General features: G+C 65.9%; 20 protein-coding genes. 15 read left to right on the top strand and 5 right to left on the bottom strand.

Annotated elements, in window-relative coordinates; translation table 11 throughout:
* Window positions 1-32: 32 nt before the first annotated feature.
* The 4 genes from CEY05_RS20835 to CEY05_RS20820 all read left to right on the top strand — a co-directional run bounded on the left by CEY05_RS20835 (window position 33) and on the right by CEY05_RS20820 (window position 4,797).
* Window positions 33-2,459, top strand: coding sequence for a TonB-dependent receptor (locus tag CEY05_RS20835; RefSeq protein ID WP_198952847.1), 2,427 nt, complete (start codon window positions 33-35; stop codon window positions 2,457-2,459).
* 81 nt (window positions 2,460-2,540) lie between these two features.
* Window positions 2,541-2,831 (top strand): DUF3649 domain-containing protein, encoded by a 291-nt coding sequence (locus CEY05_RS20830; protein WP_088597417.1) that lies wholly within the window; start codon window positions 2,541-2,543, stop codon window positions 2,829-2,831.
* Between the two features lie 71 nt (window positions 2,832-2,902).
* Entirely contained in the window at window positions 2,903-4,522 is a 1,620-nt protein-coding gene (locus CEY05_RS20825; RefSeq protein WP_088597725.1) for a PepSY domain-containing protein, read from the top strand.
* Window positions 4,519-4,797: a DUF3325 domain-containing protein gene (locus CEY05_RS20820; RefSeq protein WP_088597418.1), complete on the top strand. Its 279-nt coding sequence runs from the start codon at window positions 4,519-4,521 to the stop codon at window positions 4,795-4,797. The genes CEY05_RS20825 and CEY05_RS20820 overlap by 4 nt, the downstream gene beginning before the upstream one ends.
* Window positions 4,798-4,887: 90 nt before the next feature.
* Here the strand turns inward: CEY05_RS20820 and CEY05_RS20815 are convergent, their stop codons facing one another.
* A complete protein-coding gene (locus tag CEY05_RS20815; protein WP_088597419.1) occupies window positions 4,888-5,781 on the bottom strand; it encodes a LysR family transcriptional regulator in 894 nt (297 codons plus the stop codon).
* 261 nt (window positions 5,782-6,042) lie between these two features.
* Between CEY05_RS20815 and CEY05_RS20810 the strand changes: the two genes are divergently transcribed.
* The 6 genes from CEY05_RS20810 to CEY05_RS20785 all read left to right on the top strand — a co-directional run bounded on the left by CEY05_RS20810 (window position 6,043) and on the right by CEY05_RS20785 (window position 13,125).
* Window positions 6,043-7,140: a tripartite tricarboxylate transporter substrate binding protein gene (locus CEY05_RS20810; RefSeq protein WP_088597420.1), complete on the top strand. Its 1,098-nt coding sequence runs from the start codon at window positions 6,043-6,045 to the stop codon at window positions 7,138-7,140.
* A 25-nt stretch (window positions 7,141-7,165) separates the two neighbouring features.
* On the top strand, window positions 7,166-8,227 hold the full coding sequence (locus CEY05_RS20805; protein ID WP_088597421.1) for an Ldh family oxidoreductase: 1,062 nt from the start codon (window positions 7,166-7,168) through the stop codon (window positions 8,225-8,227).
* A 132-nt stretch (window positions 8,228-8,359) separates the two neighbouring features.
* Window positions 8,360-9,352 carry a tripartite tricarboxylate transporter substrate binding protein gene (locus tag CEY05_RS20800; RefSeq protein ID WP_088597422.1) on the top strand — a complete coding sequence of 331 codons (993 nt, stop codon included), beginning with the start codon at window positions 8,360-8,362 and terminating at the stop codon, window positions 9,350-9,352.
* 14 nt (window positions 9,353-9,366) lie between these two features.
* Complete coding sequence (locus tag CEY05_RS20795; protein ID WP_088597423.1) at window positions 9,367-10,134, top strand: MBL fold metallo-hydrolase; 768 nt, start codon at window positions 9,367-9,369, stop codon at window positions 10,132-10,134.
* 251 nt (window positions 10,135-10,385) lie between these two features.
* On the top strand, window positions 10,386-11,126 hold the full coding sequence (locus tag CEY05_RS20790) for an ABC transporter substrate-binding protein (protein WP_088597424.1): 741 nt from the start codon (window positions 10,386-10,388) through the stop codon (window positions 11,124-11,126).
* A 157-nt stretch (window positions 11,127-11,283) separates the two neighbouring features.
* Window positions 11,284-13,125 carry a redoxin family protein gene (locus tag CEY05_RS20785; RefSeq protein ID WP_088597425.1) on the top strand — a complete coding sequence of 614 codons (1,842 nt, stop codon included), beginning with the start codon at window positions 11,284-11,286 and terminating at the stop codon, window positions 13,123-13,125.
* A gap of 87 nt (window positions 13,126-13,212) precedes the next feature.
* Here CEY05_RS20785 and CEY05_RS20780 read toward each other — a convergent pair whose 3' ends face one another.
* From CEY05_RS20780 to CEY05_RS20770, 3 genes are all read right to left on the bottom strand, one after another.
* Entirely contained in the window at window positions 13,213-13,590 is a 378-nt protein-coding gene (locus CEY05_RS20780) for a YXWGXW repeat-containing protein (RefSeq protein ID WP_088597426.1), read from the bottom strand.
* 154 nt (window positions 13,591-13,744) lie between these two features.
* On the bottom strand, window positions 13,745-14,812 hold the full coding sequence (locus CEY05_RS20775) for an NADPH:quinone reductase (RefSeq protein WP_088597427.1): 1,068 nt from the start codon (window positions 14,810-14,812) through the stop codon (window positions 13,745-13,747).
* 107 nt (window positions 14,813-14,919) lie between these two features.
* On the bottom strand, window positions 14,920-15,969 hold the full coding sequence (locus CEY05_RS20770; RefSeq protein WP_088597428.1) for a LacI family DNA-binding transcriptional regulator: 1,050 nt from the start codon (window positions 15,967-15,969) through the stop codon (window positions 14,920-14,922).
* 263 nt (window positions 15,970-16,232) lie between these two features.
* Between CEY05_RS20770 and CEY05_RS20765 the strand changes: the two genes are divergently transcribed.
* Window positions 16,233-17,216, top strand: coding sequence for a tripartite tricarboxylate transporter substrate binding protein (locus CEY05_RS20765; RefSeq protein ID WP_088597429.1), 984 nt, complete (start codon window positions 16,233-16,235; stop codon window positions 17,214-17,216).
* A 183-nt stretch (window positions 17,217-17,399) separates the two neighbouring features.
* Window positions 17,400-18,755, top strand: a complete 1,356-nt coding sequence (gene gudD, locus CEY05_RS20760) for a glucarate dehydratase (protein WP_088597430.1) — start codon at window positions 17,400-17,402, stop codon at window positions 18,753-18,755.
* A 29-nt stretch (window positions 18,756-18,784) separates the two neighbouring features.
* Here gudD and CEY05_RS20755 read toward each other — a convergent pair whose 3' ends face one another.
* Window positions 18,785-19,441 (bottom strand): hypothetical protein, encoded by a 657-nt coding sequence (locus tag CEY05_RS20755; protein ID WP_088597431.1) that lies wholly within the window; start codon window positions 19,439-19,441, stop codon window positions 18,785-18,787.
* A 466-nt stretch (window positions 19,442-19,907) separates the two neighbouring features.
* On the opposite strand from CEY05_RS20755, the gene CEY05_RS20750 reads away from it, so the two are divergent.
* Genes CEY05_RS20750 through CEY05_RS20740 form a run of 3 tightly spaced genes read left to right on the top strand, consistent with a single transcriptional unit; the run spans window position 19,908 to window position 24,097 of the window.
* Complete coding sequence (locus CEY05_RS20750) at window positions 19,908-20,372, top strand: (2Fe-2S)-binding protein (protein WP_088597432.1); 465 nt, start codon at window positions 19,908-19,910, stop codon at window positions 20,370-20,372.
* Entirely contained in the window at window positions 20,372-22,633 is a 2,262-nt protein-coding gene (locus tag CEY05_RS20745; RefSeq protein ID WP_088597433.1) for a xanthine dehydrogenase family protein molybdopterin-binding subunit, read from the top strand. Before CEY05_RS20750 ends, CEY05_RS20745 begins: the two co-directional genes overlap by 1 nt.
* 27 nt (window positions 22,634-22,660) lie before the next feature.
* Window positions 22,661-24,097, top strand: a complete 1,437-nt coding sequence (locus tag CEY05_RS20740) for a cytochrome c (protein ID WP_088597434.1) — start codon at window positions 22,661-22,663, stop codon at window positions 24,095-24,097.
* Window positions 24,098-24,252 lie beyond the last annotated feature (155 nt).

Below are 24,252 nucleotides of genomic sequence, written 5' to 3'. Positions count from 1 at the left end.
CTTCCATTTCCCACGCAAGAAAAAGGTCAGTCATGAGTCAGTTCCGGGCGTCGCGGCGTCAGTCGAATCCGGGTTTCCGTCACGCCGCGCTTGCGCGCGCGCTCAAGCGCGCCGTCAGTGCTGCGCTCATGGCGGCGCCGGTGTTGTTGGCAGCGCCGGCCGCGCACGCACAGGCGGAAGGACGCAGCTTCGCCATCCCGGCCGGCTCGCTGGAGGATGTGCTGGGCCGTTTCGGCCGCGAGTCCGGCATCATGCTGTCGTTCCGCCCCGAGGTGACCGCCGGCCGGATGAGCAATGGCCTGCAGGGCCGCTATACGGTCCAGGGCGGCCTGGACGCCTTGCTGGCCAACACCGGCATCGACGCGCAACGCCAGGTCAATGGCAGTTATCTGTTGACGCGGCCGGCGCCGGCGGCCGGCGCGGCGGCCACCACCACGCTGCCCACCGTCACCGTCAACGGCATCGCCAATGCCTTGCCCGAAGCGTATGCGGGCGGCCAGGTGGCGCGCGGCGGCGGCCTGGGCATCCTGGGCACGACGGACATGATGGATACGCCGTTCAGCACCACCAACTACACGCGCCAGGCCTTGGACGATGCCCAGGCGCGCACGCTGGCCGACGTCGTCCAGAACGAGTCGTCGGTGCGCCTGCTGACGTCCAGTACCGGTTTCGGCGAAGACTTCCAGATCCGCGGCTTTACGGTGTCCAGTACCGATGTGGGCCTGAATGGCCTGTACGGCCTGGCCTCGGGCAGCCGCATGCCGGCCGCCATCATGGAACGCGTGGAGGTGCTGAAAGGCCCCGGCACCTTGATGAACGGCATGGGCCCCAGCGGCAGCGTGGGCGGCAACATCAACATCGTCACCAAGCGCGCCGGCGAAGAACCGCTCACGCGCGTGACCACCACCTACCAGAGCCCCGGCCAGGTGGGTACCCAGGTCGACGTCGGCCGTCGCTTCGGTGACAACGACGAATGGGGCATCCGCGTCAACGGCCAGTACCGTGACGGCGCGACGGCCATCGACAACGGCAACCAGCAGACCACCGTGGGTGCGGTGGGCCTGGACTACGCCGGCCGCAAGTTGCGCTGGTCGCTGGATGCCTACACGCAGTACGAGGACACCGACAACTTCCGTCCCCAGGTCGGCTTCGCCTCGTCCGTGACGGATATCCCATCACCGCCGTCCGGGCATGCCAACTGGTACCCCGGCACCAAGCTGAAGCTGCAGGATTCCGTGGTCGCCACGCGCATGGAATATGACGTCACGGACAACCTGATGGTCTACGGCGCGGTGGGCTATCGCTACGGCGAGGCCAACCAGACCTTTCCGTCGGGCGCCGCCAACCAGATGGGCGGCCAGAACGTCCTGAACGCCTACTACGACTCGAACAGCAACACCACGTCCGCCGACGTGGGCATGCGCGGGAAATTCCGTACCGGCTCGATCGGCCATACGGTGTCGCTGGATTTCACCCGCCTGCAGCAACAGCAGTCGAACGCCTACGTGACCGGCGGCACGCGCGCATCCAATATCTACGATCCGCAACCCCTGGCGCCGATCACCGCCGAGCGCCAACGGCCCAGCAAGGCATCGGACACGGTGCTGTCCAGCATTGCCTTGACCGACACGCTGTCCTTCCTCGACGACCGCATCCTGCTGACCGGCGGCCTGCGCCAGCAGCGCGTGCAGCTCACAAACTTCTCCACCGCCACGGGCGCGCGCACTTCCTATTACAACGAGGATGCCATCTCGCCGGTGGCCGGCCTGGTGGTCAAGCCCTGGCAGAACGTGTCGCTGTACGGCAACTTCACGTCGGGCCTGACCCGCGGCGGCATCGCGCCGGCCACCGCCGCCAATGCGGGCGAAGTCTTTCCGCCCTTCAAGTCCAAGCAATATGAAGCGGGTGTGAAGGTCGACTGGGGCACGGTGACGACCACGGCTTCCGTCTTCCAGATCACGCGTCCCAACTCGATCACGGATCCTTCCACGAATATCTACAGCTTCGACGGCGAGCAGCGCAACCGCGGCTTCGAACTGTCGGGCTTCGGCGAGATCACCGAAGGCCTGCGTTTCATGGCCAGCGGCACCTTCTACGATGCCACGCTGAAGAAGACCGCCGGCGGCGTCAACGAAGGCAATGACGCCAACGGCGTGCCCAACCATACCTATAATCTGGGCCTGGACTGGGACGTGCCCGGTGTGCAGGGGCTGAGCCTGAACGGCCGCATGATCTACACCTCGTCGCTGTATTTCAATGCCGCCAACACGATGAAGATGCCAAGCTGGACCCGTTACGACCTGGGTGCGCGCTATCGCACTCGCGTGCTGGGCAAGGACGTCGTGTTGCGGGCCACGGTCGAGAACCTGTTCAACAAGACCTACTGGCTGGCCAGCGGTACCTACGCCACCGTGGCCGCGCCGCGCACGGTGCTGCTGTCGGCCCAGATCGATTTTTGAGCCTGCTGCGCGGCGGGTCCTGTATTCAAGCCTCCTTGACGGCGGCGCGTGTTTTAAGCCCGCTTCGCGGCGGACCTTGTGATGGCTTTGAAGATACCTGTTGTTTTTCCTCTGCTGTCCCGCATCGTGGCCGCCATCGTCGGCGGCTACGGCCTGGCCGCGCTGTTCAGCGTGGCGGTGCTGGCCTTGCCCATGACGCGCGCGCAAGCGGTGCTGACCGGGCAATTGGCCAGCTTCGCGCTGTATGCCGGGGCGGTGGTGTGGGTGTTCGCCGTGCGTAGCGCGTTGCGGGCCTGGGTAGGACTGCTGGTCGTCGCGGCACCGCTGTTGTTGATGGCGAGCCTGGCGACGCGGGGAGGGGCGGGACTGTGAAGAACGGAGTCTCCACGCAGAAGGCCGACCCCACGACGGCCACGCCCAAGCCGCGCGGCATTCGCCAGACCATGTCCGACCTGCACACCTGGTCGGGGCTGCTGGTCGGCTGGCTGCTGTATGCGATGTTCCTCACCGGCACGGTCAGCTATTTCAAGGAAGAACTGTCGGACTGGATGCGCCCGGAAGTCGTGCGGCAGGCGCAGACGGACGCGGCCGAAGTGGCGCAACGGGTGGCCGATCATCTGGGACAGGTGGCCGCGGGTACCACCCAATGGAGCCTGACCCTGCCGACGGTGCGCAGCAACACGGCATCGGCGTTCTGGCGCATGCCGCAAGCTGCCCCTGGCGGGCGGCGCACGTTCGGCAGCGCCAACTTCAATCCCGCTACCGGCGAGGAAATAAAGGCGCGCGATACCCTGGGGGGCGAGTTTTTCTACCGCTTCCATTTCCAGTTCTACTACATGCCTGTCTTGTGGGGGAGATGGCTGGCGGGCTTCTGCGCCATGTTCATGCTGGTGGCCATCGTCAGCGGCGTCATCACGCACAAGAAGATCTTCGTCGACTTCTTCACCTTCCGCTGGGGCAAGGGCCAACGGTCCTGGCTCGACGCGCACAATGCGCTGTCGGTGTTCGGCCTGCCGTTTCACGCAATGATCACCTACACCGGGCTGGTCACGCTGATGGCTCTCTACATGCCTTGGGGCGACCAGGCGGCGTACAAGTCGCCGGCGCAGCGGCAGGAGTTGACCACGCAGGTCAATGCGTTCCTGCAGCCGGGCAAGGCGACGGGGGTGGCGGCGCCGTTGGCGCCCGTCGATGAAATGGTGAGGCAAGCGCAGGCGCGGTGGGGCAAGGACCAGGTCGGCCGGGTGACCGTCGCCAATCCTGGCGACAGCAGCGCCCGTGTCGCGTTGACGCCGGCCGATGGCGCGCGCGTTTCCATGAGTCCACAGTATTTGCTGTTCGACGGCGTCAGCGGCAAGCTGATCGAGGTGCACGACCAGGTCGGCCCCGCTGCCGAGACACGCGGCGTGATGTATGCCTTGCATCTGGGCCGGTTCAGCGATCTGCAGTTACGCTGGCTGTATTTCATCGTCAGCCTGGCCGGAACGGCCATGGTCGGTACCGGGCTGGTGATGTGGACGGTCAAGCGTCGCCAGCAGTTGCCCGATCCAATGAAGCCTTATTTCGGTTTTCGACTGGTGGAGCGGCTGAACATCGCGGCGATTGCCGGGTTGTCGGTCGCCATGACGGCTTACCTGTGGGGCAATCGCCTGTTGCCGGTGGATCTCGGCGGGCGCGGCGCCGCGGAAGTGAATGTCTTTTTCGGCGTGTGGGCGGGGACCCTCCTGTATGCCTTGGCGCGGCCTGCGCGGCGCGCCTGGATCGAGTTGTTGTGGCTGGCGGCCGCCATGCTGGCGTTGTTGCCGGTGCTCAATGCCTTGACCACCTCGCGGCCATTCTGGCGCAGCGTTGCCGTGGGCGATTGGGTGTATGCCGGTGTGGACCTGATGGCGTGGGCGCTGGCGTTGCTGCACGTCATGCTGGCGTTGACGGCGCAACACCACAAGCCGCGTGTGAAGCCGGCGCGCAAGGCGGGTCCGCGCGCGGGTGACAGGGTGGGGCAGGATGCCGGCACTGGCACTGGCGCGGCGCGCCCTGCCGCCGTCACACGGGAGGGCGCGTGATCCACCTGTGGACGTTGTTGATCAGCGTGGCTGCCTTCGCGGCGCTGGCTTTTGCGATGGACAGGCATCAGGAAGACCTGTTCGGCCGCGCGTTGTCGGCCCGCGTCACGCGCCTGCTGCGGATTCTGGGCTGGACGGGCCTGCTGCTGGCCCTGTGGGTCATCGTCGGCCGCCAGGGCTGGGGCTTGGGCCTGGTCAGCTATAGCGGCTGCACCAGCCTGGCCGCAGGCCTGGTTTTCCTGGCACTGGTCGTGCACGATCGGCGGCGGGCCTGAGCCCTGCAAACGGCGGCGGTGCCGATGGCTCGCGGCACGGGCGTTTCCTGGCAGCGACGCGAAACGCCGGGATGGGTGAGCTGCGCTTTCTCAAAGGCCGCCGGGCCGTTTCACCACCATGTCGAACAATAGCTGCGCCACGGGGCTGAGCGCGCGGCCGTGGCGCTGGATCAGGCCCAGCGTGCGGCTGACCACCGGTTGATTCAGCTTCAGGCTGACCAGCGCATCATGGCGCCCCGGCGGCATGGCCAGGCGCGGCACCACGCCTACGCCCAGGCCGGCTTCGACCATGCTGACCAGCGCGGGCACGTGCTGCACCTCGCAAGCCCAACGGGGCTTGATTTCACTGTGCGCCAGCGCCTGATCGATCAGGAAGCGGTTGCCGCTGCCTTGCGCCAGGCTGATGTATTCATAGTCACTGAGATCCTTCCAGCTGACCTGGCGCCGCCGGGCCAGCGGGTGGTCCTTGTGCACCGCCGCCACGAAGGGCTCTTCCAGTAGCGGCTGGAAATCGATGTCGGCGTCCTGGGTGCCGATGTAGGTCAGGCCGAAATCCGCATCGCCGCGCGCGACGGCGGTTAGCACGACGGAGGACGATTCGTCGATCACGCGTATGCGGATGCGGGGATATTGCTGGTGGTATTCGAGCATGACGGCGGGCAGGAAGTAGGCCACGGCCGACGGCACGCAGGCGACGGTGACCAGGCCCGACATGCGTTCGGCCACATCCTGGATGCCTACCAGCGCACTTTCCAGTTCGTTCAGCACGTTGCGGGCACGGGGTACGAAGCCGCGGCCGATGGTCGTGAGTTCGACCTTGCGGGTGCTGCGGCTGAACAGTTCCACGCCCAGGGCGTCTTCCAGCTTGTCGATGCGGCGCGACAGGGCCGATTGGGACAGGTGCATGGAAAGCGAAGCCGCGCGGAAACTGCCCAGGTCGGCCACCGCCAGGAATCCCCGTAAATCCGCCAGATCGAATTTCATGAGTCTCGTGCTTGGTGAGTTGGTTGATATATAGGTACTGGCCCCAGGCCCAGGCCCCGGCCCAGTCGTGGCCACGGCCAGGCCCAGGCCCATAGCCAAAAGGGGCTTGGATCAAATCTTGTGTTTCATGCATTAATCGTTCGAATATTTGCACTTTACTGGATAAGGGCGCGCCCGCATCATCTTTTCCGCACGATGACAGCAAGCCATTCGTGGCTGCCGTCGCCGATACCTTCAATAAGAAAGGGAAAGGAGACACAGATGCTCAATGCCATCCCCCGGCGCTCGCGTTACCGGCGAGCGCTGGTCGCGCTTCCCCGCCATGCCCTGGCCGCGTTCGCCCCGCATTCGCCAACGCCGCTTTTGGCGCGGTCACTGCTGCCGCGATTGCTGCTGGCCTCGTCGCTGGCCATCGCGGCGCTCCCCGCCGTGGCGCAGCAGGCTGCCGCACCCGCTGCCTGGCAGCCCGACCACGCGCTGCGGCTGCTGGTGCCCTACGGCCCCGGTGGCAGTTCCGACGTGATCGCCCGTGCCATCGCCATGGAAATGTCGCGCGACCTGGGCAAGCAGGTGGTCGTGGAAAACAAGGGCGGCGGCCAGGGCACCATCGCGACGCAGGAAGCGGCGCGCGCCGCCCCCGACGGGTACACGCTATTGCTGGGCCACGTCGGCACGCTGGCGGTGAATCCCGCCATGATGTCCAAGCTGCCCTACGACCCGCGAAAGGACTTCGCCCCCATCATCCTGCTGGCCAAGCTGCCCATGGTGTTCGCGGTCAACGAGAAGTTGCACGTCAAGGATCTGCCGGCCTTCGTGGCCAAGGCCAAGGCCGCGCCGGGCAAGCTGAACTACGGCTCGGCGGGCAACGGCAGCGCCGGCCACCTGGCCTTCGAGATGTTGAAGACGGCCGCCGATATCGATGTGGTGCACGTGCCTTACAAGGGCACCGGTGCCCAGCTGACGGATCTGTTGTCCGGCAATATCGACGCGGCCGCCGCCGGACTGCCGGGCCTGTTGCCGCATGCACGGACCGGCAAGATCCATCTGCTGGCGGTCGGCTCGGCCCAACGCCTGGCCGCCGTGCCGGACGTGCCCACGGTGGCCGAGATGGGCTATCCGGGGTTCGAGAGCGTGCAATGGTTCGGCCTGCTGGCGCCAGCCGGTACGCCGCCGCAAGCCATCGCTCGCCTGCACCAGGCCGCGCTGGTCGCTTTGCGTTCCGACACGGTGCGGCGTCGCCTGGAGCAAGACTCCAGCACGCCGTCCGGCGCCGGTCCCGAGGAGTTCTCCGCCTTCATCGCCAGCGAGCAAAAGCGCTGGGGCGAGGTGGTGCGCCGCGCGCATCTGCACGCGGATTGATGGTTTACGTATGGGAAATACCACGATGACGACTGCTGCCGCTGTTTCGCAAGATACCCCGCATTTCAACGAGGCCGAACTGACCCAGCTGGGCACGCGTGCCTTCCAGGGCCTGGGCCTGTCGCGCGAAGATGCCGCCGACGTCGCGCAAGTGCTGTTGCTGGCCGATCTGTTCGGCTTGTCCACGCATGGCTTCTCGCGCATCGAGTCCTATGGCGAACGCCTGCAGATCGGCGGCATCAACGCGCATGCCCGCATCAAGGTGGAAGCACCGGCGCCGGCCTTGCGCCTGGTCGATGGCGACAACGGCGTGGGGCCGCTGGTCGGCATGCATGCCTTGCGCGCGGCGATGGAGGCGGCGCGTACGCAGGGCGTGGGCGTGGCCTTTGCACGGGGCAGCAATCACTTCGGCCCGATCTCGCCTTATGGCCTGATCGCGGCGCAGGCCGGATTCGCCAGCATCATCGGCAGCAACGCCACCACCACCATCGCCCCCTGGGGCGGCAGCGATGCGCGGCTGGGCAACAGCCCGCTGGGTTTCGGCGTGCCCAACCCGGGCGGCGATCCCTTCCTGCTGGACATGGCCATGAGCGTGGTGGCGCGCGCCAAGATCCGCAATGCGATGAAGGCGGGGCAGTCGATTCCCGACAACTGGGCCACGGATGCGGCGGGCAGGCCCACGACCGATCCCAAGGCCGCGCTGGACGGCTTCCTGCTGCCGATCGGCGGGCACAAGGGCTATGGCCTGGCCCTGCTGGTGGACCTGTTCTCCGGCCTGTTGTCCAACGCCGCGTACCTGACGCATGTGCAATCGTGGTCGGATGCACCGGAGCAGGCGCAGAACCTGGGGCATTTCTTCATTCTCATCGACACCACCAAGTTGGGTTCGCCGCAGTGGCTGACCGAGCGGATGAAAGACTTCGCCGCCATTCTGCACGGCAGCGAACCGGCGGTGGCCGGACAGCCGGTGATCGTGCCGGGCGAGATCGAGCTGGGCAAGCTGCGCCGCCAGCGCGAGCAGGGCATCAAGCTGGATGCCGCGGTAGTGGCCCTGCTGCGCCAGCACGCCGCGAATGCAAAGGATTGATTGACGGGATTGGCGGCGGCCCCGACTTGGACGCTCAATAGATAGTTTTGTCGGGGGCCAGAAGGGGCTCCGCCCCCTCGATTCCTCTCTGAACGTCTTAAAGAACAAAAGCACAGCGTGCGAGGAGACATCATGTATTCAATCCCATCACTCTACCGGCGGGCGGCCGCGCTGCTGGTGGTGGCCGGGGCGGTCCTGGCAGCCAGCGCGCCGGCGCGGGCCGACTATCCCGAGCGTCCCATACGCCTGATCGTGCCCTATGTGGCCGGCGGCGCGGCCGACATCACCGCGCGCGTGGTGGCGCAGAAGATGTCGATCGACCTGGGCGTCGCCCTGGTGGTGGAGAACAAGCCGGGCGCCAATGGCATGATAGGCACCGACATGGTGGCCAAGGCGGCGCCCGACGGCTACACGCTGCTGCTGGATGCCAGCGGCCCGCTGGTGGTCAATCCGTCGCTGTACAAAAGCACACCCTATGATCCCCTGAAGGACCTGGCGCCCATCTCGCAGCTGACCAGCTATCAATACGTGCTGGTGGTGCCGGCCAAGTCGCCCATCCACAGCGTGGACGATCTGGTGCGCGAGGCCAAGGCGCATCCGGGCCAGGTGTCGTATGGGTCGGCGGGCATCGGTTCCGGCGGCCACCTGGCGGGCGAGCTGCTGGGCGTGATGACGGGCACCAAGCTGACCCACGCCCCCTACAAGGGCAATGCCCAGGCGCTGACCGATGTCCTCGGCGGCCAGCTGACATTTACCTTCGATACGGTGGTCACCTCGGTGCCGCATATCCGCGCCGGACGCCTGCGCGGCTACGCGGTCTCGGGCCCCAGGCGCGCGGGCGTACTGCCGGACCTGCCCACCATGGAAGAGTTGGGTTATAAGGATTTCAACGTCACTCAGTTCCAGGGATTGCTGGCGCCGGCAGGCACCGATCCCCGCGTCATCGCGCGCCTGCACGATGCGGCGGTCAAGGCGGTGAAAATGCCGGACGTCGTGCAAAAGCTGGAAACCGAGGGCGGTAACGATATCGTGGCGGGCACGCCCGAGGCATTCACGCAGACCATGCGCGATGACCTGGAACGCTTTCGCAGGCTGATCCAGCAGGCCGGCGTGACCGCGCAATAAGAACGGAGCGAGACATGTACAACATCGATGTACTGGTGCAAGGCTTCCCCGGCCGTGCGCTGTTCCACGGCGGGCTGGGCTGGAGCACCACCACGCTGCTGCGCGGCGAGGGCCGCCAGATCCTGGTCGACGTCGGCGCGTTCGGCGTACGCCATTATCTGCACAAGCAGCTGGACGATCTAGGCGTAAAGGCGCAGGACATCACCGACGTCGTGCTGACGCATGCGCACTACGATCATGCGGTGAACTTCACGCTGTTCCCCAATGCGACGGTGTGGATAGGCGACATCGAATTGAACTGGGCCGCGGCCCAGCCACCGGGCTTCAATCCGCTGCCCGAACTCTACGTACGTGAACTGGCCGCGTCCAGCCGCGTGCGCCGCGTGCGGCATGGCGATGCTTTCCTGCCGGGCTTCACCGCCATCGACGCGCCCGGCCATACGCCTGGTTGCCTGGTGTTCTATGTGGCCGCGGAGCGTCCCATTCTGTTCACCGGCGATGCCGCCAAGAATCGCGCCGAACTGTTGTCCATGACGGTGGCGGACACCGCCGACCTGGACGCCAGCCGTGCCAGCCTGGCGGTCATTTGGGATTACTGGAAACGCGTGCCGGCCACGCTGCTGGTGCCTGGCCACGACCTGTGCATGCTGCTCGATGCGGACGGCCAGCCCGAGTACGTGGGTGAGCGGCGCGCCGCCATCCGCACCTGGTTTGGCGAAACGCTGGAAGGCGGCCTGGTCGACCTTTGCTGTGGCGGCGAAGTGGCGCGATATAGCGCGTGAAGGGGGGGCGCCACAGTTGAAAATACGCGGCATCAAGCGGATAGTCGAGTTCCCGAAAAGCCGATTAAGCTGGCTGAAAATAAGGAGAAGGCAAAATGTCCGATGTATCGCGTAGAAGGTTCGTGGAGCGCTGTCTTTTCACCGCCGCAGGGGGCTTGGTGGCGCCCGCTGTTTACCGCAATGCGGCTGCCCAAGGTGGCGCCGCGTCCTCTCATACTCCTGCCTCACCTGAACGTAGAAACGGAAAGCCCATGACTTCTTCCATCGATTCCTCCATCGTCGCCAAGTTCACCCCCACGGGCCGCTTGCGCGCCTCCATCAACGTGGGTAACCCCATCCTGGCGCGCCGGGATGGCGCCACGGGCGCCGCCGGGGTATCGGTGGACCTGGCGCATGCGTTTGCCGAGCGCCTGGGCGTGCCGCTGGATCTGGTGGTTTTCGACAGCGCGGGCAAGTCCGTGGATGCGGTGACGGCGGAGCAGGCCGACATCGGTTTCTTCGCCATCGATCCGGTGCGTGGCGCCGGTATCGCTTTCACGGATGCCTATGTGCTGATCGAAGGTGCGTATGCCGTGCGCGAGGATTCGCCCGTGCGCGAGATCGCCGATGTCGATGTGGCGGGACGGACCGTCATGGTGGGCAAGGGCAGTGCCTACGATCTGTACCTGACGCGCGAGATCAAGCAGGCTACGCTGCTGCGTGCGCCCACGTCGCCTGCCGTGGTGGACACCTTCGTCGCGGAGAAGGCCGACGTCGCTGCCGGGGTGCGTCAGCAGCTGGAACACGATCTCAAGCGTATCCCCGGCTTGCGCATGGTGCCGGGCAGCTTCATGGTGATCCGCCAGGCCATGGGCCTGCCCAAGGGCCGTGGCGACGATGCCGCCAACGTGTTGACGGCCTTCGTCGAGGAGATGAAAGCCAGCGGCTTCGTCGCCGAAGCGCTTCAGCGCCACAACATCGAAGGCGCCGCCGTCGCGCCCGCCACGAAGTAAGCCTGGCCGCGTTCCGCGCGGTACGGGGGGCCATTCCTCACGGAATGTTTAACTTTGCGTGAGGACTTCAAGCGGGACCGGGGACTACGCTTCGGGCATCTACTGGGCATGAAGCCTGGTTTCATATCAATAAGATAATGTCCACGGAGTTACGGCCATGTTCCTGCTCATTCTCCTCGCCTACCTGGGAGGCGCGCTGACCATCGTCAGCCCCTGCATCCTGCCGGTCCTCCCCTTCGTTTTCTCCAGCGCCAGCCAGCCTTTCCGCCGCAGCGGCCTGCCGCTGCTGATCGGCATGGCGCTGACCTTCGCGGTGGTGGCTACGCTGGCCGCGGTCGGCGGCGGGTGGGTGGTGACGGCCAACCAGTACGGCCGCTGGCTGGCCCTGGCCCTGATGGCCTGCTTTGCCCTGGCGCTGCTCCTCCCCCATGTGTCGGAACGGCTGACCCAGCCCCTGGTTTCGGTGGGCAACCGCCTGTCGCAGACGGCCCAGGACGGGCAGGGACGACCCTGGGCGGCATTGCTGCTGGGCGTGGCCACCGGTTTGCTGTGGGCGCCTTGCGCGGGCCCGATCCTGGGCCTGGTGCTGACGGGCGCCGCGCTGCAAGGGGCTAACGTGGGCAGTACGGTGTTGCTGCTGGCCTATGCGGCTGGCGCAGCGACGTCCCTGGGCCTGGCCCTGCTGGCGGGCGGCCGTGTCTTCAGCGCGATGAAGCGCTCGCTGGGCGCCGGTGAGTGGGTGCGCCGTGGCCTGGGCGTGTTGATGCTGGCGGGCGTGGCCGCGATTGCGATGGGCTGGGACACGGGCGTGCTGGCCCAGGTGTCGACGGCATCGACGGGCAGCCTGGAGCAGTCCCTGGTGACCCGCCTGGCGGGCGACAAGGTGCCGGGCGCGGCGCCCAGCGGTGATGCCGCTGCGTCAGGCGGCGCGATGAACGGTGGCGCCATGAACGGTGGTGCCATGAACGGTGGCGCGATGACTGGCGCCATGACCGGCGGCGCCATGCAAGCCAAGGCTCCGCAATCGCTCTCCCTGCCAGACGAAGGCCCGGCTCCCGCCCTGGACGGCGCGGTGCAATGGCTCAATTCGCAGCCGCTTACCATGGCGCAATTGCGCGGCAAGGTGGTGCTGGTCGACTTCTGGACCTACTCCTGCATCAACTGCCTGCGCGCCCTGCCTTATGTCAAAGCCTGGGCCGAAAAATACCGTGACCAGGGCCTGGTGGTCATCGGCGTGCATGCCCCCGAATTCGCCTTCGAGCGCGATGCCGACAACGTCAAGCGCGCCGCCGCCAAGCTGGGCCTGGACTATCCCATCGCCATCGACAACAACTATGCGATCTGGCGCGCCTTCAACAACCAGTACTGGCCCGCCCATTACTTCATCGACGCGCAAGGCCGCATCCGCCATCACCATTTCGGCGAAGGCGAATACGACCAGTCCGAACGCGTCATCCAGCAGCTGCTGCGTGAAGCTGGCGCGCGCGACGTTTCGACCCAGGTGGCCGATGTGCAGGGCCAGGGTGCGCAGTTGGCGCCCGACATGGCGGAAGTGGGATCGCCGGAAACGTATGTCGGCTATGCACGTGCGGAGCGCTTCGCCTCGGGCCGCGTGACGCACGACGATCCGGCGGCGTACACCGCGCCGGACCATCCGCGGCTGAATCAGTGGGGCCTGGGCGGCACCTGGATCGTGGAAGATGAACAGGCGCGCCTGGAGCAGTCCGGTGGCCGCATCGTCTACCGCTTCCATGCCCGCGACCTCCACCTGGTGCTGGGACCGGGACCGGACCACAAGCCCGTACGCTTCCGCGTGACGGTGGACGGCAAGGAACCTGGCGCTGCGCACGGTGCCGACGTCGCCGCCGATGGCAGCGGCACGGTGACCGAGCAGCGGCTCTACCAGCTGCTGCGCCAGCCGGGTGCGGTGGGCGATCACACCTTCGCCATCGAATTCCTGGACCCGGGCGTATCGGCCTACGCGTTCACCTTCGGTTAAGTCTGCCCGAAAGTAAAAGCCCCGCCATATGGCGGGGCTTTTTGCTATATGCCGGCTTTGGCCGGCGGCGGCACGGCGCCCCCTGGCTTAACGGCGATAGGGATCGTTGGGACGGCGGTCGTGGCGATTGGGCACGCCGTCGCCGTCGCGATCCCAGCGCGGCGCGGCATAGACCCAGCGGCCGTTGGCCTGGTGCCATTCCGGCGCATGGTAGGCATAGCCAGGACGCGCCCGCAGCCAGCTGCCCGCGATCCACACATGATGGTTGTGGCGCCATTCCCAATGGCCCGGCGCCCAGATATAACCGGGGCGCGGTGCGGGAACCACTTCCACGCGCGGAGGCGGAGGCGCGACACCGATACTTATGCTGACGTCAGCATGCGCGGCGGCTGGCACCGTCATGGCCCCCAGGCTGACGATCAACGCGATACCCGTGGATGTGGCGATCTTGGCGATGGTTTTCATATTCGGTGCTCCTTCCTTGAACTGGCATCCGTGACTGGATGCGTACAGTGCGATTGCATTATCTGCGCAATGCACCGCACAGGAAGCCCTCGCCGCGACGCGTTTATTTCAATCGATTTCGGGATGGGAAATCATGAAATCCGTTGAAACCAGGTCAAGGACGGACCACCACCTTGCCCACGTGCCGCCGCGTTTCCACCGCTTCGTGCGCGGAGGCGATGTCGTCCAGGGGATAGGCATGGATCGAGGGATGCTTCAAGGCATCCATGGCCAACCAGCCGCTCAGGTCCGCGATGGCGCGGTGCTTTTCGGCCAGCGGCAGGGTATAGAGCAACAGGAAGGCCACCTGCAAATTGCGGCGCATCAGCGCCCGCACGGGTACGGCGGGCTCCAGGTTGGTGTCGGACGCGTAGACCGCCAGACGGCCGTTGACTGCCGCCAGTTCCACATTGGCGGCGAGGTTGGCCGCGAAGTCCAGATCGATGATGCCGTCGAAGCCGTCATGGCTTGCCCCGTTGCCCGCCGCGTCCTTGGCCGCCTGACCGTCTGGCTGTGCGACACCGCCGTGCTTGCCATCCTCGGCCGGCCCCTGGGCCTGCAGCCACGCGCGCGCGCGAAGGGGCAGATCGTCGCCGCGTAGTACGGTGGCGATGCCGGCGGCCTGGGCCACGGCCGCCTGGCTCTCGTTGGACACCGTTCCCAGCACGCGGGCCCCGCGCAGCCGCGCCATCTGCGCCGCATAGAAACCCACGGCGCCGACGGCGCCATGCACGAGAACGTTGCGGCCGGGTGCCGCGCCGGCGCGGTCGGCGCAGAACCATGCGGTCAAGGCCGGCACGCCCAACGCCGCGCCGATGTCGAAGGACACGTTGTCCGGCAAGGGCACGGCCAGGCCCTCAGGCACCGTGACATACTCCGCCGCGGTGCCACCGGCACGATCGATCTGGCATTCGTACAGCCACACGCGCTGGCCGATCCGCTGCGGGTCCACGCCGCTACCAACGGCCTCGACCGTGCCGGCGCCGTCATGATGGGGAACGACGCGCGGCCAGGGCTGCGGCCTGGGGCTGTTGCCGCTGCGCGTCTTCACGTCCGACGGATTGATGCCCGACGACGCAATGCGTACGCGCAGCATGCCGGGACCGGGTTCATCCGCTGGAATGTCGCCCACGCGCAGGACCGTCCGTGCCGGCCCTCGGGTTTCGTAATACGCCGCCTTCATACTGGTCTCCTCGGTTGTTCATTCGATCTTTTATTCGATCGTTCATTCGATCGTTCTGATTCGCCACGGGCGTCGCCTGACGATGCCATGCCATGCCGCGCCGCCGGTCAGGCGCTGTCCCGTTGCACGATGGTAAAGCCTATGTCCACGACCGCTTGCGCGGGGGCCTGGCCGGTGGCGCGCGCGGCGATCATCTCGGCCGCCGTGGCGCCGATGGCGGCGCCGTCCACGCGCACCGTGGTCAGGCTGGGTGTCATCGAGGCGGCGATGCCCATGTCGCCGAATCCCATGACGGCCAGGCGATCGGGCACGGACAAGCCGCGCGCAAGCGCTTCCGTGATGACGCCGATGGCCATCATGTCCGACGTGCAGAACACGGCTTGTATCGACGCGTCCCGGGCCAGGATCGCGCCCAGCCCGGCGCGGCCGTCGGCATGGGTGGTCGGCGCGGGCACCAGATGCACCAAGGGCGCCGGCAAGCCCAGCTCGCGCGCGCGGCTGCGGTAGCCTTCGGCACGGCGCTGGGCGCGTTCATCGTCGCCGCCGAGGATGGCACAGCGGGTCTTGCCAGCGTCGTGCAAGTAGTCGCAGACCGCGCGGCCGATGGCGTCATGCGACAGGCTGAGCAGCATGTCGATGGGGGTAGGCGTGCTGTCCCAGGTTTCCACGACGGGGATGCCGGACGACTTCAACAACTGGCGACCCTGCGCCGAATGCATGATGCCGGTGAGGACGATGCCATCGGGGCGGCGTCCGATGATGGCGCGCAACAGCGCGTCCTCGCGCGACTGCCCGTGCGCCTGTCCGTAACCGATCTGGCCCACCATCAGTTGATAACCCTTGGCCTCCAGCGATTCGGTCAGTGCCTGCAGCATGCCGCCGAACAGGGAGCCGGTGATGGTGGGCACCAGGGCCATCACAAGATAGCTGCGCGCCGAACGCAGGCCACCGGCCATGAGGTTGGGCACATAGCCCAAGGCCTGGATGGCCGCATTCACTTTCTCCAGCGTGAGCGGGGAAACCTGCTGCGGATTATTGATGGCGCGCGAGACCGTGATCATCGACACATCGGCGGCGCGGGCCACCTCCCGCAGGGTGACGCCGCCCTTGTCCGATAGTCGGACGGCAGGGGCGGATCGATCGACGCGGACGCTCATTTAAGGGTATTCCCTGGTGTATTTTTGGAAAAAGACGGTCAATACTACGCCAAGTCCCGCATGTTAACGTTAACATCGTGGCAAACACCGTTCTAGTGGAAGGCCCGGCATCCGCGGCAGGATGCCAGCGGTCCCACCGCGACGTGCCCTGCGCGCAAGCGCCTGGCCATGGCAGCAGGTGGGGCGCCGGGCGCTCGTAAGCCGGCGCATGGCGCGGTCTTCCCGGCGGCACCAATTAAAAGATTCATCAGGAGACAACACCCATGAAGTCCAAGGCATTGAAATGCATGCTCGCGCTCGGCCTGTGCGCCGCGGCCGCCCTATCCACGGCCGCCCACGCGGCCTGGCCTGAGAAGACCGTCAACGTCATCGTTCCGTTTCCGCCGGGCGGCGCCACCGACGCCGTGGCACGGGCCGTGTTCAACAAGCTGGGCGACAAGTTCAAGCAGTCCTTCGTCATCGAGAACAAGGCTGGCGCCACCGGCACCATCGGTGCGTCCTTCGTGGCGCGTTCGGCTCCGGACGGCTACACGTTGATGGTGTCCTCGCTGGCGCCGCTGGTGGTGGCCCAGCATTTGATGCCCGCCATTCCATACAACCCGGACAAGGACTTCACCTACCTGAGCGTGGCCGTGCAGACGCCCAATGTGCTGGTCGTCAGCCCCAAGCTGGCGCCCAGGATCAATTCGATCCAGGACGTACTGGCCCTGCTCAAGGCCAAGCCGGGCGAGATCAGCTTCGCCACGTCGGGCGCCGGTTCCTCGGACCACCTGACCGCTGAACTGTTCTGGCAGAAGACCGGCACCAAGGGCCTGCACGTGCCTTACAAGGGCGGCGCGCCGGCCATCTCGGATCTGCTGGGCGGCCAGGTCGACATGTCCTTCCAGAACCTCAACGCGGTACTGGCGCATATCAAGGCCGGCAAGTTGAAGGCCATCGCCATCACGGGTAACAAGCGCGCGGCGGTGCTGCCCGACGTACCGACCTTCGATGAGCTGAAGATGCCTGGCCTGGAAGTCTACGCATGGCAGGCCATCGTCGCGCCCAAGGGTTTGCCGGCCGATTTGAAGAAGCAGATCAGCAATGCCTTGATCGATGCGGTCAAGGACCCCGCCGTGAGCAAGCCTTTCACCGATGTCGGCCTGGAAGTGGTCGCCAGCTCGCCGGATGATTTCGCCCAATTCCAGGCCAAGGAAAGCGCGCGCTGGAAGCAGGTGATCGAGACAGGACACATCACTTTGCAGTAAGCGGATCGTCGTCAACCGCTGTGTGGTTGACTACTTTGCAGTAAATGCCTTTTGCAGCAGGCATCCGTGCAGTAAAACGTTTTGCAGCAAGCCGGACACCGTGGCCCCCAGACCGCAACCGGCAGTTGCTCCTTTCTGAACGTCGGCCGCGCAGGCGGCCGGCACAGCAGTTGGAATCCGATCATGTCTTCTTGCTCCCCCCACGAACCTCCGGGCCGCGCGCCCGTCATTACCGATGTGCGCGTCGTGCCGGTGGCCGGCCACGATTCCATGCTGCTCAACCTGAGCGGCGCGCACGCCCCTTTCTTCACGCGCAATCTCCTGATCCTGACCGACAGTTCGGGCCGCCAGGGCGTGGGTGAAGTCCCCGGTGGCGAGAAGATTCGCGCCACGCTGGAGGACGCACGGCCGCTGCTGCTCGGCCGCGCGCTGGGCGATTACCAGGCCGTCTTGAACGACATGCGGCGCCAGTTCGGCGGCCGCGACAGCGGCGGCCGTGGCCAGCAGACGTTCGATCTGCGCGTGACCATCCATGCGGTGACCGCCGCCGAGTCGGCCTTGCTGGACCTGTTGGGCCAGTTCCTGGAAGTGCCGGTGGCGGCGCTGCTGGGGGAGGGCGTGCAGCGTACGTCCGTGCAGATGCTGGGCTACCTGTTCTACGTGGGCGATCGGCGCAAGACCAATCTGCCCTACCAGACCGCGCCCAAGGCGCAGGACGATTGGCTGCGCCTGCGCCATGAAGAAGCGCTGACGCCGCAGGCCATCGTCAAGCTGGCGGAGGCAGCGTATGCGCGCTATGGCTTCGAGGACTTCAAGCTGAAGGGCGGCGTGCTGAGTGGCGAGGAAGAAGTCGAGGCGATCCGCGCGCTGCACGAACGCTTCCCGCGGGCGCGTATCACGCTGGATCCCAATGGCGGCTGGTTGCTGCGCGACGCCGTGCGCCTGTGCCGCGACCTGCATGGCGTGATGGCCTATGCCGAGGATCCTTGCGGTGCCGAGGGTGTTTATTCCGGCCGCGAGGTCATGGCGGAATTCCGCCGTGCCACGGGCCTGCCCACGGCCACCAATATGGTCGCCACGGATTGGCGCGAGATGGCGCATGCCTTGTCGCTGCAGTCTGTCGACATTCCCCTGGCGGATCCGCATTTCTGGACCATGCAGGGATCGGTGCGCGTGGCGCAGACCTGCCAGGCTTTCGGGCTGACCTGGGGTTCGCATTCCAACAATCACTTCGATGTGTCGCTGGCCATGTTCACGCATGTCGGCGCCGCCGCGCCGGGCCGCGTCACGGCGATCGACACGCACTGGATCTGGCAGGACGGCCAGCACCTGACGCGCAATCCCCTGCGCATCGAGAATGGCTACGTGCAACTGCCGACGCGCGGCGGCCTGGGTATCGAACTGGATATGGATGCGGTGGAGCAGGCGCACCAGTTGTACTTGCAGTACGCACTGGGCGCCCGCGACGACGCCACGGCCATGCAGTTCCTGGTGCCGGGGTGGAAGTTCGATAACAAGAGGCCTTGCCTGGTGCGGTAAGAGACCTGCTGGAAAACGGCGGGGCCGGGTCAGAGTTCACTGTGGCGGGCAAGAATCGCCGCCCTGGTGGCGTTGGTGCTGATCGGCCCGTCGAAGGCGTCCCATCTGATGACCACCGCCCTGGTGTTCTCTGGCGGAATGACGCCCGTCTCCACCAGAATATCGCCGCGTATGTCCTTCGTCGCTTCTTTCAAGCGGCCGAGGACGATCTGCTCGGCCGCGTCCGGCGCGACACCCTCGATATTCGTGAAGTTCATTCCCATCGTTACCGTGATGCGGATGCTGCGCATTTTCTGGCCCGCGTGTTCGGCGAACGCCGCGACGCTGTTCAGGACGGCTTTCGTGTGAGGGTACGCCCAGAAGGACACGATGCCATCCAGCTTGTCCAAGGCGGCCTCGGCCTCGGCCCGCGAAGTGAACCGTTGCCGTTGCAGTTCCTGGATTTCTTCAGGCGGCTCGTGTTCGTCGCTATTGACGTAGTGGGAGAAAATGATCCGGCCCTGGGCCAGTTCCCGGGCCTCATCCCGCCGCGCGCGCGGTTTGGGCTTGTATTCGTCCAGGTGCGCATCGAGCTCCAACGATGCGCCGCCCAGGCGCTCGTAGCGGCTTTCGGCGCCGGGGAGGGCCGGCATATGAGGCTCGGTGCAGGGATAGGTGGACGGCCAGTGCGAGATATTCGTTGTCATGACGGGAACTCCCAAAGTGCAGGCAGTGATGCACGAGTGCGTGCAGGCGTGTGTCCCGCACCCTGCCGGTCTGGTTCCTGATTCCTCCTTGGTAGTGGCATCAAGAAATCAAAATAATCAGCCACAAAAATTTGCCTAAGTTTGTTCCGCTTTTCCGCTGTATTTCGACATACATATCGGAACGGCGAAACGCTGCATAGCCCTTCTCTATGAAGCCCGATCCTGGCGCTGGCCGCCAGCCTCATTTCCCCTTGCCTGTTTCTCCAGCAATCCACCCGCATACCGCCCACAGCTATGTAGCAGCGCGCAATTTTCCGCAGCAACTCAGCATTACGCGTGATAACGTTTCCGCGATTGGCGGTGCTCGGCCCCTGGTTTTATCTCCGCCGTGGCCGCCGCAGACAGCAAATACGGAATGCCGGCCGCCACGACTGCATGCCGGCCTCTTCGTCACGAGGAAAGACCCATGGAACTCGAAATCAACGGCAAGCTGCATCAGGTCCAGTCCAGCGCCGATACGCCTTTGTTGTGGGTGATCCGCGATGAGCTGGGCATGACCGGCACCAAATACGGCTGTGGACTGGCGCAATGCGGCGCCTGTACGGTGATGGTCGATGGTGTGGCGATGCGTTCCTGTGTGACGCCCGTCGACGGCATGGCGGGCAAGCACATCACCACCATCGAAGCCATCGAGGACGATAGCGTCGGCAAGCGTGTCGTCGCCGCCTGGATCAAGCATCAGGTACCGCAATGCGGTTACTGCCAGTCCGGCCAGGTCATGGCCGCGACGGCCTTGATCAAGCAAGTGCCCAATCCTTCCAACGAAGAGATTGCCGCCGCCATGATCAACCTCTGTCGTTGCGGCACGTACAACGCCATCAACGCCGCCGTGCACGACGTGGCCGCGACGGGCACCCCGGAGCGCGTGTAATGGACAATCTCTCGAACCCCACCGTCGCGGACGATGCGTTCCCGACGGCGCAAGCCACGAACATCTCGCGCCGCCGCTTCCTGCTGGCTTCCGCCGGCACCGCCGCGGGCGCCTTCGTGCTGGGCTTTGGCCTGCCCGTCGGCACGGCGCGCGCGCAAGCCGCGGCAGCCGCCCCCGCCCGCGCCACGAAGGTCCCCGCCTTCCTGGAAATCCGCCCGGACAACACCATCCGCCTGCAAAGTGCCTTCGTCGAAGGCGGCCAGGGCATCTACACCGCCATGGCGCAGATCGTCGGTGAAGAACTGGATGCCGACCCCGCGACCTTCGTCGTGGAAAGCGCGCCACCGGGCAGCGATTACGTCGTCATGGATAGCGGCCGGCGCATCACCGGCGGTAGCTCGTCCGTGCGCTTCGGCTACGCGAACATGCGCCGCCTGGGCGCCCTGGCGCGCGCGATGCTGTTGCAAGCCGCCGCCAATCGCTGGGACATCCCGGCCAGCGAGCTGACCACGCAGCCTGGCCGCGTCCAGCACGCGGCGTCCGGCCGCTCGTTCACCTATGGCGAGCTGGCGGGCGCCGCCATGGACCTGCCCGTACCCGATCCCGGCAGCGTGAAGCTGCGCGACCCGGCGCAGTTCCGGTGGATAGGCAAACCGGTGCAGCGGCTGGACGTGCACGACAAGTCCACGGGCAAGGCGATGTACGCCATCGACATGCGCGTCGACAACATGCTGCACGCGGCCGTGCAACACGCGCCGCGACTGGGCATGACGGTGGGCGCGCTACGCAACGAAGACCAGGTCAAGGCCATGCCCGGCGTGCATTCCGTGCACCGCCTGCCCGGCGCGGTGGCGGTGGTGGCGGAGCGCTGGTGGGATGCCAAGCGCGCCGTCGAAGCCGTGCAGGTCGACTGGCGCGAGGCCGCCGCCGATTCAACGCTGCGCGTGATGCCGGCCGACTTCTCGACGGCCGCGTTTCGCGACAGCCTGGCGGGCCAGAGCGGCCCGGGTGTCGACGCCGAGACGGAAGGCGATATGGCCAAGGCCTTCCAGGACGCCAAGACCGTGGTCAGCGCCACCTACGACAGCCAGTATCTGCGCCACGCGCAACTGGAGCCGTCGTCGACGCTGGCACGTTTCAATGCGGATGGCTCGCTCGAACTGTGGATGCCCAATCAGGCGCAGGATGTGTTCCTCGCGGACATCGTCAAGCGCACCGGACTGGACCCCAAGCAGATCACCGTGCATTCGCCCATGCTGGGTGGTTTCTTCGGCCGCCATTTTCTCTACAACACTGCCAATCCTTTCCCGCAGGCGATAGAACTGGCGAAGGCGGTGGGCCGTCCGGTCAAGGTCATCTGGAGTCGCGAGGAAGAATTCCTGCGCGATGTCTGCCGGCCCATGGCGGCAGTGCGTTTTCGCGCCGCGCTGGACGCCGACGGCATGCCTGTCGCCCTGGAAGCGGTGAGCGCCACGGAAGGCCCGACGGAAGGCATCGCCAACAAGAAGGCCGACAAGCACGACCCGGCCGCGGTCGAAGGGCTGGCCGGCAAGGCCTATGCCATTCCGAACCGGCGCATCGCCCAGCTGTATGTGAAGACGCCGATGATGCTGGGTTACTGGCGGTCGGTGGGCAATTCCATGAACGACTTCTTCTACGAAGCCTTCCTGGACGAGGTGGCCGATAAAGGCGGGCAGGATCCCTATGCGCTGCGCATGAAGCTGCTGCAAGGCAATCAGCGCCTCACCAGGCTGCTGCAGGCCGTGGGCGAGTTGTCCGGCGGCTGGAAACGCGGCCCCTATACGGCCGAGGATGGCACGCGGCGGGCGCGTGGCGTGGCCATGGCGTCGCCTTTCGGTACGCAGGCGGCGGCCATCGCGGAAGTGTCGATCGACAAGGACGGCCAGGTGGTGGTGCACGATATCTGGGAGGCCATCGATCCCGGCTCCATCGTGAACCCGGCCATCGTCGAACATCAGGTCAACGGCGCGGTCGCGCTGGGCCTGTCGCAGGTGTTGCTGGAACAAGCGGTCTACGAACAGGGCAAGCCGCTGGCCCGCAACTACGACATGTACCCCATCCTGCCGCCCGGCCGCATGGCGCGCGTGCACGTGCGCATCGTCGAGAGTGGCGAGAAGATGGGCGGCATCGGCGAGCCGCCGTTGCCGGCCATTCCGCCGGCGGTGGCCAATGCGGTGTCCACGTTGACGGGGCAGCGCATACGCAGCATGCCTTTGTCGAAGTTCACGTTCAAAGCCTGATCCACGCCTCCAGGATAGCGACAGCAAATGAAGAAGAGCCGGTTTGGACGCTTTCTTGCCACCTTGGTGGCGATCGTCGTCGTGGTTGTCATCGGCGGCTACGCTTATGTGACCCACACGCCCTCGTCGCCTTTCGATCCGGGGGGCGCCGCCGACAAGCCCGGGCTCGACACCACCTCGGCGCAGCTGATCCAGCGCGGCGAGTACGTGGCCCGGGCCAGCGACTGCGTGGCCTGTCATAGCGTGCCGGACCGGCCGCCTTTCAGCGGCGGCCTGGCGATGGCCACGCCGCTCGGCTCGATCTACACGACCAACATCACGCCCGACAAGACCACGGGGATAGGCGCCTATAGCCTGGCGCAGTTCGACCGCGCGATGCGCCATGGCGTGGCGCGCGACGGGCACCGGCTGTATCCGGCCATGCCTTATCCGTCGTACGTGAAGCTCGGCGATGACGACGTGCGCGCGCTGTATGCCTACTTCATGCATTCGGTGCAGCCGGTGCGGCAGGAAAACCGGCCCAATGGCATCGAGTGGCCCTTGAACATGCGCTGGCCCCTGGCCTTGTGGAACCTGGCCTTCGCGCCGTCCGGGACGTATCGGCCCAAGCCCGCGCCCCAGGCCGGGTCCGCCGCTGCATCCGCCGCCACGCCCGCGCAGGATGCCGACGGCAACAACACCTTGTGGAACCGGGGCGCTTACCTGGTGCAATCGGCCGGCCATTGCGGCAGCTGCCATACGGCGCGCGGCGTGGCGTTCAACGAGAAGGCCTTCGACGAAAGCAGCCCGGACTATATGGCTGGCGCCTTGCTGGATGGCTGGTACGCCCCCAGCTTGCGCAACGATCCGAACACCGGCCTGGGCCGCTGGAGCGAAGCCGATGTTTATCAATTCCTGAAGACCGGGCGCAACCAGCACGCCGTGGTGTTCGGCTCGATGACGGACGTGATCAACAACTCGACCCAGTTCATGACGGACGAGGATCTGAAGGCCATCGCCCATTACTTGAAGTCCTTGCCTGGTGACCCGCAACGTGACGGACCGCCGTGGAAATACGACACGTCCTCGAACCAGACGCTGGCGCTGGACCAGCGCGTGAAGATTCCCGGTGCGCAGGCCTTCGCCGCGCGTTGCAGTGCCTGTCACGGCGCGGAAGGCCGCGGGCAGGCGCCGTGGATTCCGCCGCTGGCGGGCGCGGCGTCGTCCATGAGCAAGGAGAACGCGTCCAGCATCAACGTCACCTTGAATGGCTCGGGCCGCATCGTGGCCAACGGCATGCCTGACGCTTACCGCATGCCGCCTTTCCGCAACCAGATGTCGGACAAGGAGATCGCCGAGGTGCTGACCTTCGTGCGTACGGCCTGGGGCAACCAGGGGGGGGCGGTGACGCAGGACGCGGTCAAGGATCTGCGCAAGCGGACGGATCCGGCCAGCAGCGAGGTAATCATCCTGCAGATGCGCTGAGTGCGGATCTGCCGATTACCGGTGCGCCTGGGGCGGGCGCGCCGGCTGCGGATGCGCTGAGGTAACTCATCGATTTCCTCGATTCAATCAATCAAATTATCCATTTATCGGCTTAGATGCCGGGTCTAGGATGCAGGGACAACGACATAAAAACC

The organism is Achromobacter sp. HZ34, assembly GCF_002209485.1.
Classification (GTDB): domain Bacteria; phylum Pseudomonadota; class Gammaproteobacteria; order Burkholderiales; family Burkholderiaceae_B; genus Bordetella_C.
This window is presented reverse-complemented; position numbering and strand designations above follow the sequence as displayed.

Excerpts from the sequence above, each read along its gene's own strand:
- CEY05_RS20815 (WP_088597419.1), bottom strand. The coding sequence starts at position 5,781 with ATGAAATTCGATCTGGCGGATTTACGGGGATTCCTGGCGGTGGCCGAC.
- CEY05_RS20790 (WP_088597424.1), top strand. The coding sequence starts at position 10,386 with ATGACTTCTTCCATCGATTCCTCCATCGTCGCCAAGTTCACCCCCACG.
- CEY05_RS20775 (WP_088597427.1), bottom strand. The coding sequence starts at position 14,812 with ATGAAGGCGGCGTATTACGAAACCCGAGGGCCGGCACGGACGGTCCTG.
- CEY05_RS20745 (WP_088597433.1), top strand. The coding sequence starts at position 20,372 with ATGGACAATCTCTCGAACCCCACCGTCGCGGACGATGCGTTCCCGACG.
- CEY05_RS20835 (WP_198952847.1), top strand. The coding sequence starts at position 33 with ATGAGTCAGTTCCGGGCGTCGCGGCGTCAGTCGAATCCGGGTTTCCGT.
- CEY05_RS20765 (WP_088597429.1), top strand. The coding sequence starts at position 16,233 with ATGAAGTCCAAGGCATTGAAATGCATGCTCGCGCTCGGCCTGTGCGCC.
- CEY05_RS20780 (WP_088597426.1), bottom strand. The coding sequence starts at position 13,590 with ATGAAAACCATCGCCAAGATCGCCACATCCACGGGTATCGCGTTGATC.
- CEY05_RS20810 (WP_088597420.1), top strand. The coding sequence starts at position 6,043 with ATGCTCAATGCCATCCCCCGGCGCTCGCGTTACCGGCGAGCGCTGGTC.
- CEY05_RS20830 (WP_088597417.1), top strand. The coding sequence starts at position 2,541 with ATGGCTTTGAAGATACCTGTTGTTTTTCCTCTGCTGTCCCGCATCGTG.
- CEY05_RS20750 (WP_088597432.1), top strand. The coding sequence starts at position 19,908 with ATGGAACTCGAAATCAACGGCAAGCTGCATCAGGTCCAGTCCAGCGCC.
- CEY05_RS20770 (WP_088597428.1), bottom strand. The coding sequence starts at position 15,969 with ATGAGCGTCCGCGTCGATCGATCCGCCCCTGCCGTCCGACTATCGGAC.
- gudD (WP_088597430.1), top strand. The coding sequence starts at position 17,400 with ATGTCTTCTTGCTCCCCCCACGAACCTCCGGGCCGCGCGCCCGTCATT.
- CEY05_RS20795 (WP_088597423.1), top strand. The coding sequence starts at position 9,367 with ATGTACAACATCGATGTACTGGTGCAAGGCTTCCCCGGCCGTGCGCTG.
- CEY05_RS20755 (WP_088597431.1), bottom strand. The coding sequence starts at position 19,441 with ATGACAACGAATATCTCGCACTGGCCGTCCACCTATCCCTGCACCGAG.
- CEY05_RS20785 (WP_088597425.1), top strand. The coding sequence starts at position 11,284 with ATGTTCCTGCTCATTCTCCTCGCCTACCTGGGAGGCGCGCTGACCATC.
- CEY05_RS20825 (WP_088597725.1), top strand. The coding sequence starts at position 2,903 with ATGTCCGACCTGCACACCTGGTCGGGGCTGCTGGTCGGCTGGCTGCTG.
- CEY05_RS20805 (WP_088597421.1), top strand. The coding sequence starts at position 7,166 with ATGACGACTGCTGCCGCTGTTTCGCAAGATACCCCGCATTTCAACGAG.
- CEY05_RS20800 (WP_088597422.1), top strand. The coding sequence starts at position 8,360 with ATGTATTCAATCCCATCACTCTACCGGCGGGCGGCCGCGCTGCTGGTG.
- CEY05_RS20740 (WP_088597434.1), top strand. The coding sequence starts at position 22,661 with ATGAAGAAGAGCCGGTTTGGACGCTTTCTTGCCACCTTGGTGGCGATC.